The organism is Craterilacuibacter sp., from assembly GCF_051659485.1.
In the GTDB taxonomy this organism is placed as follows: Bacteria; Pseudomonadota; Gammaproteobacteria; order Burkholderiales; family Chromobacteriaceae; genus Craterilacuibacter.
The window spans coordinates 1-9,498 of the sequence record NZ_JBOFOO010000221.1 but is presented as its reverse complement, the minus strand read 5'-3'; the positions used below and the strand labels follow the sequence as shown (position 1 = coordinate 9,498).

10 protein-coding genes and 1 pseudogene are annotated in these 9,498 nt (G+C 59.2%); 4 read left to right on the top strand and 7 right to left on the bottom strand.

Going from position 1 to position 9,498, the window contains the following annotated elements; all coding sequences use genetic code 11:
• Window positions 1-260, bottom strand: a pseudogene (locus ACRC1E_RS07960) (NAD(P)(+) transhydrogenase (Re/Si-specific) subunit alpha); the annotation flags it as partial.
• 309 nt (window positions 261-569) lie between these two features.
• Between ACRC1E_RS07960 and ugpQ the strand changes: the two are divergent.
• Window positions 570-1,352 carry a glycerophosphodiester phosphodiesterase gene (gene ugpQ / locus ACRC1E_RS07955; protein WP_438514567.1) on the top strand — a complete coding sequence of 261 codons (783 nt, stop codon included), beginning with the start codon at window positions 570-572 and terminating at the stop codon, window positions 1,350-1,352.
• On the opposite strand, the gene ACRC1E_RS07950 is transcribed toward ugpQ, so the two are convergent.
• From ACRC1E_RS07950 to rpmH, 6 genes are all read right to left on the bottom strand, one after another.
• On the bottom strand, window positions 1,321-2,064 hold the full coding sequence (locus ACRC1E_RS07950) for a substrate-binding periplasmic protein (protein WP_438514566.1): 744 nt from the start codon (window positions 2,062-2,064) through the stop codon (window positions 1,321-1,323). The genes ugpQ and ACRC1E_RS07950 overlap by 32 nt on opposite strands.
• 100 nt (window positions 2,065-2,164) lie before the next feature.
• Window positions 2,165-3,511 (bottom strand): tRNA uridine-5-carboxymethylaminomethyl(34) synthesis GTPase MnmE, encoded by a 1,347-nt coding sequence (gene mnmE, locus ACRC1E_RS07945; protein WP_438514568.1) that lies wholly within the window; start codon window positions 3,509-3,511, stop codon window positions 2,165-2,167.
• A 162-nt stretch (window positions 3,512-3,673) separates the two neighbouring features.
• Window positions 3,674-5,320, bottom strand: coding sequence for a membrane protein insertase YidC (gene yidC, locus ACRC1E_RS07940; RefSeq protein ID WP_438514565.1), 1,647 nt, complete (start codon window positions 5,318-5,320; stop codon window positions 3,674-3,676).
• Window positions 5,321-5,338: 18 nt separating this feature from the next.
• Window positions 5,339-5,548 (bottom strand): membrane protein insertion efficiency factor YidD, encoded by a 210-nt coding sequence (gene yidD, locus ACRC1E_RS07935; RefSeq protein WP_438514564.1) that lies wholly within the window; start codon window positions 5,546-5,548, stop codon window positions 5,339-5,341.
• Entirely contained in the window at window positions 5,524-5,886 is a 363-nt protein-coding gene (gene rnpA, locus ACRC1E_RS07930) for a ribonuclease P protein component (protein WP_438514563.1), read from the bottom strand. The genes yidD and rnpA overlap by 25 nt, the downstream gene beginning before the upstream one ends.
• A gap of 4 nt (window positions 5,887-5,890) precedes the next feature.
• Window positions 5,891-6,025: a 50S ribosomal protein L34 gene (rpmH, locus tag ACRC1E_RS07925; RefSeq protein WP_124735580.1), complete on the bottom strand. Its 135-nt coding sequence runs from the start codon at window positions 6,023-6,025 to the stop codon at window positions 5,891-5,893.
• A 308-nt stretch (window positions 6,026-6,333) separates the two neighbouring features.
• Here rpmH and dnaA point away from each other — a divergent pair, with 308 nt between their 5' ends.
• The 3 genes from dnaA to ACRC1E_RS07910 all read left to right on the top strand — a co-directional run.
• A complete protein-coding gene (dnaA, locus tag ACRC1E_RS07920) occupies window positions 6,334-7,743 on the top strand; it encodes a chromosomal replication initiator protein DnaA (protein ID WP_438514562.1) in 1,410 nt (469 codons plus the stop codon).
• Between the two features lie 43 nt (window positions 7,744-7,786).
• On the top strand, window positions 7,787-8,893 hold the full coding sequence (gene dnaN, locus ACRC1E_RS07915) for a DNA polymerase III subunit beta (RefSeq protein ID WP_438514561.1): 1,107 nt from the start codon (window positions 7,787-7,789) through the stop codon (window positions 8,891-8,893).
• Between the two features lie 166 nt (window positions 8,894-9,059).
• A partial coding sequence (locus tag ACRC1E_RS07910) for an ATP-binding protein (RefSeq protein WP_438514560.1) occupies window positions 9,060-9,498 on the top strand: 439 nt, incomplete at its 3' end.

Here is a 9,498-nt window from a genome sequence, read left to right as displayed (position 1 = left end):
GCGCCCTGTTTCAGCTCGGCAATGGCAGCCTCGTCCAGCGGGCGTACCGCCAGCACGATATCTGCATCCTTGAAGGCATCGGCACGGCTGGCCGCGATGCTGGCACCGGCATCGACATAGCCGCTATCGAGTACCGCCGAATCGAAACCCGCGCCGCTTTGCACTACGACTGTATGACCCATGGCGATGAATTTCTTCACCGTTTCCGGTGTTGCCGCAACCCGCGACTCCCCCGTCTCTGCCGGGATGGCAATTTGCATGGTCTTCCTTTCCCTGATGGTTTAAAAATGATCTAGTAATTTTTATCCGTCCGCGGCGTATTCGAACGGATGTTTGAAATTGATTTAAAACATGTATGTCCATATTGCGCAATACTTTTACATTATCGCGACATAAACATCGTGCAAACGTATGTAGCGCGCAAGGCGCTAAAGGGTAAGCAAAGCGGGGCCGGCAAGCTGTGATCAAGATCAGACAGCCTACAGGAAACTATTGCCGCTTCACCCCATTGCGCCGATATTGCGTTGCACAAATAAGACAGAATTCCCAAACCCTCACTGGAGGCCGCAATGAAAATACCCGCATCTGGCGACCATCATGCATGGCCCGCCCTGTTTGCCCATCGTCTGGGTGGAGCACTGGCACCGGAAAATACGCTGGCAGGACTGGAAATCAGCCGACAACTGGGTATTCCTGCCGTCGAGTGCGATGTCAAATTGTCCGCCGATGGTGTCGCCGTCATCTTCCACGATGAACGGCTTGAGCGCTGCAGCAACGGCCAAGGCCGGCTGGCAGAGCAGCATAGCGCGGCGCTGGCGGCACTGGATGCCGGCCGCTGGTTTCATCCGGGGTTTGCCGGCGAGGGTATCCCGACGCTGGCGGCGCTGGCCGGCGCGGCGCAGCAAGCCGGCATGATGGTCAATCTGGAAATCAAGCCCTGCCCCGGCCGCGAACACGAAACCGGGCATCTCGTCGCGCAACAAGCCGCTCTGCTGTGGCAAGGTGCCGCGCGACAGCCGCTATTATCTTCATTTTCGCTAAGCGCGCTACTCGCAGCACAAGCCGCAGCGCCCGCCTTGGCGCGCGCCTTGCTGATCTCAGGCTGGCCCAGCAACTGGCAGCAGCAGGCACAAGCCTGTGCTGCCAGCGCCCTGCATGCCGATGAAAGGGATCTGAGTCAGGAGCGGGTACGGGCGGTGCAGCATGCCGGTTTCGCACTGATGGCATGGACCGTCAATACCGAACAACGGGCGGCAGAACTCGATGAATGGGGGGTAGACATGGTCTGCAGCGACCGGCCGGACCGATTACTGCATCGCCTCAGTCCCCCACCTGCGCCAGCAGCCGGCTGACTGTTCCGTCACTGACCATGCCGGCCAGTGCTTCTTGCAACTGGGGCTTGAGGGAATAGTAAGGGGAAGCGCGCGCCAAACCGATCTGGCGCGATGCCGAACCGGCCAGCTCCAGCGGCCGGCGCACCACCTTCCCCTTGTAAGCGGGCCGGGCGGCAACTTCCTCGCCATGGACCAGATTGGCAATCACCACATCGACCCTGCCGCTCATCAGCTTGTTGAAGCTGCCCTCGATATTGGGGCCGACATCGCGCTGGATACGCGTGTCCTTATCGAAGACCGGCGAATAACGGGTGTTGTAGGTGGTCGCCACCCGCTTGCCGTACAGTTCTTCATAACCAAGAAACGGCCTCTGCTCGGCACGACGGACAAAGAGACCACTACGCGCCGGGGCAGCAAATGGCGGGTCGAGAAAATCCACGATCAGGGCGCGCCCCGGTGTCTTTTGTACCGCAATCACCAGATCGGCACGTCCTTCCTCCATCTCGAGCAGGCAACGCGTAATCGGGCAAGGCAAAAGCAGCAGCGGCTGCTTCACCCGGCGCGCCAGTTCACGCAAGATCTCGGGATAAGGGCCGCTGGCCGTCGCCTGACCATGCACCACAATCCAGGGCGTAAAATCGCTGGTCAGCACTGCGGTCAGCGGACGGTCAGCCGCATAAGCCTGCGGTAGCAGGCACAGGCTCAATACAAAAGCAGCTAAGCGGGGCATTCGCATACAAGATTCAAAAATATCGACGGCGGGATCATACCCTGCCAAGCCCCGCACTGACCAAGCCTTTGCAGCAGACAGGCCATGCATTCATTTAACCTTATTTGCCGATACAAAAGCGGCTGAAGATCACGCCCAACAGATCGTCCGGCGTGAATTCACCGGTAATCTCGGACAGCGCGTTCTGCGCCAGCCGCAATTCTTCGGCAAAAATCTCCACCAGCTGCCATTCGCTGGTCGCCACCGCCAGATGCTCGCCGGCACGGCGGATGGCATCCAGATGGCGGGCACGCGCAAGATACACACTCTCGCCATCGCTCTTGTAGCCGATCAGCTCCAGCAACTTGCCCTTGAGCAGATCTACACCATCATGAGTCGCCGCCGACAGATACACCAAGGGGTGGCCATCCTGCTCGTCGACCCGCGCGTCTTCACCGGCCAGATCTATCTTGTTGAACACGAATACCCGCGGCAGGCGTGCCGGCAGGCGTTCCAGAATAGCCTCGACGCTGGCCGTAATCCCCTCGCGGCCATCGACCAGCACCAGCACCATATCGGCTTTTTCCACTGCCGCCCAAGTGCGCTCTATGCCTATTTTCTCCACCACATCGTCGGTCTCGCGCAGGCCGGCGGTATCGATCACATGCACCGGCACATCGTCGATCATGATTTCCTCGCGCACCGTATCGCGGGTGGTGCCGGCAATATCGGTGACGATAGCCACATCGTCACCGGCCAGCGCGTTCATCAAGGACGACTTGCCGACATTGGGCTCGCCTACCAGCACCACATGCATGCCTTCACGCAGAATGGCACCCTGACGCGCCGTTGCCTGCACCCGCGAGAGCTGGCTGCGGATGGAGGCCAGCTTGCCGGTCGCGTCGGCGGCCTTGAGAAAATCGATGTCTTCTTCGGGGAAGTCCAGCGTCGCCTCGACCAGCATCCTGAGCGTAATCAGGTCTTCGACCATGGCATGGATCTCGCCCGAGAATGCCCCTTTCAGCGACTTGAGCGCACCGCGGGCGGCGGTTTCCGAGGCGGCATCGATCAGGTCGACCACGCTCTCGGCCTGCGCCAGATCCATCTTGTCGTTCAGGAAGGCGCGGCGGGTAAATTCGCCAGGATCGGCCAGACGCGCGCCCAGCTCCACGCAACGCGCCAGCAGCATTTTCAGTACCACCGGCCCGCCGTGGCCCTGCAGTTCGATCACATCCTCACCGGTGAAGCTGTGCGGCCCGGGAAAAAACAGCAGCAGGCCGTTATCGATCGCCGTGCCGTCGGCAGCAACAAAATCGGTGTAGGTCGCATAGCGCGGCTTGGGTGTCTTGCCGCCGGAAACAGCGGCAGCAAACGGCAGCAGGCTCTTGCCGGAAATGCGGATCACGCCTATCCCGCCCCGGCCCGGAGCGGTGGCAATGGCGGCAATCGTTATCGGGGTATAGCTCAGGTTCATGGTATCGAGTCCTTGCCGGCAACAGTGCCGGACTGAAACATATCTGGAGGCTTAAGGTGTTCTATCAGGCAAAGCCACATGCGGCTACATGGCCTTGCCTGATAAAAACCAAAAAGCCCGGCCTTGCGGCCGGGCTTTGATGCAAAGTGCCGCGATTTAGGACTGCAGCGCGGCCTTGCGGGCGTTGTCGATCTTGCGGTTGATATAGTACTGCTGCGACATCGACAGTACGTTGTTCACCACCCAGTACAGCACCAGACCAGCCGGGAAGAAGAAGAACATCACCGAGAAGGCAACCGGCATGATCTTCATCATCTTCGCCTGAACCGGATCGGTCGGCGGCGGGTTCAGGAAGGTCTGTACGAACATGGTGATCGCCATGATCGCCGGCAATACATAGTAAGGATCCGGCTTGGCCAAGTCCTGAATCCACAGGATCCACGGTGCCTGACGCAGTTCGACCGAAGCGAGCAATGCCCAGTACAGGCCGATGAACACGGGGATCTGGATCAGGATGGGCAGACAGCCGCCCAGCGGATTGATCTTTTCCTTCTTGTACATCTCCATGACCGCCTGCTGGAACTTCATGCGGTCATCGCCATACTGCGCCTTCATGGTTTCCAGACGCGGCGCCAGCGCCTTCATCTTGGCCATCGAGCGGTAGGATGCGGCGGTCAGCGGGTAGAACACGGCCTTGACCAGAACGGTCAACAGCACGATAGCCCAGCCCCAGTTACCGACAAAACCATGGATCTTGGCCAGCAGCCAGAACAGCGGCGAAGCGAAGATATACACCCAGCCGTAGTCCTTGACGTAGTTCATGCCGTCAGCCAGCTTGGTGATGGTCGCGTAGTCTTCCGGACCGACATACAGCGGTACGGTCAGCGACTCGGTCGCGCCATTGGCCAGCACCGGCAGGTTCACCATCACACCGGCCGAATACAGGCCGTTGCCCAGCTTCTTGATGTCGTAGCTGCAGTCTTCAGCCTTGGCGCAGACACTGTTGCCGTCCAGCGGCTTGGTGATCCAGGCGGAGAAGAAGTAGTGCTGCACCATCGACACCCAGCCGTCGGCGGTGTTCTTGACGTGTTCGCCCTTGCCCTTGTCCAGATCGTCGAAGGTGACTTTCTGGAACTTGCCTTCGCTGGAGTACATCGCAGGACCGGTAAAGGTATGCGCGAAGTAGCTCTCGCCTTCCGGTGCCTTGTTGTCACGCAGCAAACGGTAGTAGGCCGACAATGGCAGCGGCTTGCCGCTGGCGTTGGTCACGTCGTAACGCACGCCGATTTCGTAAGAGCCCTTGCTGAAGGTGTAAACCTTGACCACCTTCACGCCGTTCACTTCCGGTGCGGTCAGCTTGACTTCAACCTTGTCGCCATCAAGGCTGTACGCGGTCTTTTCAGCCATGAACAGGGTCTTGTGCGTTGGCAGCTGCGGGTCTGCCGCGGACAGCAGGCCGGTCTGCGCAACATACACGCGGCCGCCCTTGTCGGTCAGCAGATCGAAATCCTTGGCAGGATCGGAAGTCTGGCCGTGCTGGGTCAGATCCAGCATGCGCAGATCGCCACCCATGGTGTCGATCTCGGCACGCATCACGTCGGTATTGACGACGATGCGCTGGCCGCTCTCCAGCATGGCCGAATCGGCCGGCTGCGGAGCCGCAGGTGTTGTATCGGAACCGCTACGGCTTGCCGTGACGGTCGCAGCTGTTTTCGGCACCGGCTTGGGTGCGAAGAATTCCTGCCAGCCCAGCAGAATCGCCAGGGACAGGGTAATGAAAATGATTAGTCTCTTGGAGTCCATCTCTCTTTACCGGAAAGTTCAGGGAACCGGGTCATAGCCGCTACCGCCCCATGGGTGACAACGCGCAATGCGCCTTGCCGCTAGCCAACCACCTTTGCGCGCACCATGCTTCTTCACCGCTTCGATTGCGTAACACGAACAGGTCGGCAGATACCGGCACCGTGGAGCGATCCACGGACTGATAGCGACCTGATAGAAACGGATCAGGAGGATGAGGGCGCGCGACATCGCAGCAGTTTAGCAAAGAGTGAGGCCAAAGCCTCGACTGCTTCATGACGGTTGTTGCGAATGAAGGGCAAGCGTGCACGCACCACGTAATCGTTACTGCCGAGTTCATGCTGATGCAGGCGAAACCATTCACGTACCGAACGCTTGATGTAATTGCGGCGATTGGCGCGTTTGGCGACTTTTTTGCCGACAACGAGGCCGACTCGTGCGTGACCAAGATCGTTGGGACGGACGTAGACCTGGAAGAAGGGATTACTGCGCACCTGACGCAAACTAAAAACGGATGAAAAATCATCCGTTTTTAAAAGCCGGTGCACGCGGCGAAAGCGGAAAGCCAAAGCCTTATACAGACAAACGCTTGCGGCCCTTGGCGCGACGTGCGGCCAGAACGGCACGGCCACCACGGGTTTTGTTACGAACGAGGAAGCCGTGGGTGCGCTTGCGACGGGTGTTGGATGGCTGGTAAGTGCGTTTCATGATTGGGTTTCCTGTTTCGAAACGGAAATAAACGCGTGATTAAACCGATAAACACCCCGGGAGTCAACCACTTATTTTTGACCTTCCTGTGGATAACTTTTGTAAAAACCATTAGAATGTACAAACTTAACGTGCTGATCCCGCTGCTCAAGTTTTGGACTCACCCTAAACCGCAGGGTGTCTTGACCGCTCGGCCGTCATCACCAGAATATCTGTGCCCGCCTTTCACGGCAGGCTTTTCTTCCGCAACCTGCTGCCGTCCCTCTAGCCCTAGCGCGACGGCAGCAGGTTTTGCTTGTTAGTGAGTAATGACCGAACTGGATCAAATTTGGCCGGCGTGCCTCGCGCGCCTCGAGGCCGAGCTGTCTTCACAGCAGTTCAACACCTGGATCAAGCCCCTCTCTGCCGAAGCCGGCGAAGAGGGCTTGGTACTGCTCGCGCCCAACCGTTTTATCCTGCAGTTCATCAAGGACCGTTTTCTTAGCCGCATCGAAGATCTGGCCAGCGAGCTGTTGCCCGGCACCAGCATCGAGCTGCGCGTAGGGGGCAATATGCGCCCGGTCGCCCCGCCTTCGGTGGTCAGCAATATGCAGCGCCCGGCCACGGCGGAACCGGCAAGACAGGCGATGCCCGCCGCGCCCAGCTTTGCCGAACAGGCCAAGCAGGCCGCGGTCAAGGCCATAGGCTCGCACGAGAGCACGCGCCTCAATCCCGGCTTTACCTTTGACAGCCTGGTTACCGGTAAGGGTAACCAGCTGGCGCGCGCCGCCGCCTTGCAGATTGCCGATAACCCGGGCGATCCGGCCTATAACCCGCTGTTTGTCTATGGCGGCGTCGGGCTGGGCAAGACTCACCTGATACAGGCGATCGGCAACCATGTGTTCCAGAAGAACCCGCAGGCACGGGTGCGCTACATCCATGCCGAGCGCTACGTCGCCGACATCATGCGCGCCTACCAGCACAAGGCCTTCGACGAATTCAAGCGCTACTACCACTCGCTGGACCTGTTGCTGATTGACGATATCCAGTTTTTCGCCGGCAAGAACCGCACGCAGGAAGAGTTTTTCTATGCCTTCAACGCGCTGATTGACGGCGGCAAGCAGGTGATCATGACCTGCGACACCTACCCCAAGCAGATCGAGGGCATGGAAGAACGCCTGATCTCGCGCTTCTCCTGGGGCCTCACCGTCGAAATCCAGCCGCCGGAGCTGGAGATGCGCGTCGCCATCCTGATGAAGAAGGCCGAAGTCGACAATCTCAAGCTGGAAAACAATGTCGCCTTCTTTATCGCGCAGAACGTGCGCTCCAACGTGCGCGAGCTCGAAGGTGCGCTCAAGCGCGTGGTGGCCTATGCCCGCTTCACCAACCAGAGCATTTCGATGGAACTGGTGAAAGAAGCACTGAAAGACATTCTGGCGGCCGGCAACCGCCAGGTCACCGTCGATGCGATCCAGAAGACCGTGGCCGAGTACTACAAGATCAAGCTGTCGGACATGCACAGCAAGAAGCGCTCGCGCGACATCGCCCGCCCGCGTCAGGTGGCGATGACACTGGCCAAGGAGCTGACCCAGCTATCCTTGCCCAATATCGGCGATGCCTTCGGCGGCCGCGACCACACCACCGTGCTGCACGCCTGCAAGACCATCAATGAAATGCGCACCAGTAATCCGGATATTGCCCATGATTACGATGCCCTGCTGTCGATGTTGCGCAATTGAACTCTAACCAACCTTTACCTGTTTTGAATCGGGAGCCCTGAGCATGCTGATTTTGCAAGCCGAACGCGATGCCCTGTTGAAGCCGCTGCTGGCGGTCACCGGGATTGTCGAGCGCCGTCATACGCTGCCCATCCTGTCCAATGTGCTGATCGAAAAAAAGGGTGGCGTGGTCAGTTTCCTCGCCACCGATCTGGAAATCCAGATCACCACTGCCAGCCCGGAGGAATTGCCGGGTGAAGACTTCCGCCTGACCACCTCGGCCAAGAAGTTGCAGGACATCCTGCGCGCCATCCCCAATACCACGGTGACGCTGGATTCGCAGGATGGCGGACGGCTGGTGCTCAAGGCCGGCAAGAGCCGTTTCAACCTGCAGACCCTGCCGGCTGACGACTTCCCGTTTGTCTCCCCCAACGGCGCGGCAGAATCGACTTTCAGCCTGCCGCAACGCGACCTCAAGCGTCTGTTGTCGCAGGTCCAGTTCGCCATGGCGGTGCAGGATATCCGCTACTACCTCAACGGCCTGTTGCTGCAGACCGAGGGCGATCAGGTGCGCCTGGTTTCCACCGACGGCCACCGTCTGGCCTTTGCCTCGGCCACCCACGATGGCAACCTGCCCAAGACCGAAGTCATCCTGCCGCGCAAGACCATTATCGAGCTGTACAAGCTGCTGCAGGATAGCGACGAAACCATCCAGATCGAGCTGCTGAACAATCAGGTACGCTTCAGCTTCGGCAGCACCGTGATCATCAGCAAAGTGGTCGACGGCAAGTTCCCCGACTACAACCGGGTGATTCCGCTGGATAACGACCGCCTGTTCCTGATCGACCGCCTGTCCTTCCTGCACGCACTGCAACGCGCGGCCATTCTCGCCAACGAGAAATTCCGCGGCGTGCGTCTGGTACTGAAAAATGGCGCCATGTCCATCCTGTGTACCAATAGCGAACAGGAAGAAGCCGAAGAAGAGCTGGAAATCGCCTACGACGGCGGCGAGCTGGAAATCGGTTTCAACATCAATTACCTGCTGGATGTGCTGACCAACCTGCCGGCCGACACGCTGCAACTGGCTTTCGGCGACGCCGGCCGCTCGGCCTTGTTCACCATCCCGGGCAATAGCAACTTCAAATACATCGTGATGCCAATGCGGATCTGAGCAAGGCAACAGCGGGAACAGGGATCAGGGAATGGGGAACAGGGCCGCTGCCAGCAGGCAGCCCTCCCCCGCCGTACAGAGGGATGAAGTCACCATCCATGTACCGCATCCCGTTCCCGGCTCCCCATTCCCCACTCCCGCATTTGAAAGAATTGAGAAGCAAAAGATGAGCGAACAGGAATACGGCGCAGACAGTATCAAGGTCCTGAAAGGGCTGGACGCGGTGCGCAAGCGCCCGGGCATGTATATCGGCGACACCCAGGATGGCTCCGGCCTGCACCATATGGTGTTCGAAGTGCTGGACAATGCCATCGACGAAGCACTGGCCGGCCACGCCGACACCGTGCGCGTCATCATCCACCCCGACAACTCGATCTCGGTGGAAGACAACGGCCGCGGCATCCCGACCGATATCCACCATGAAGAAGGCCGCTCCGCCGCAGAAGTCATCATGACCATCCTGCATGCCGGCGGTAAATTCGACAGCAATAGCTACAAGATCTCCGGCGGCCTGCACGGCGTGGGTGTGTCTGTGGTCAACGCCCTGTCCGACTGGCTCAAGCTGAAAATCTGGCGCGACGGTAAAGTCCATGAAATGGAATTCC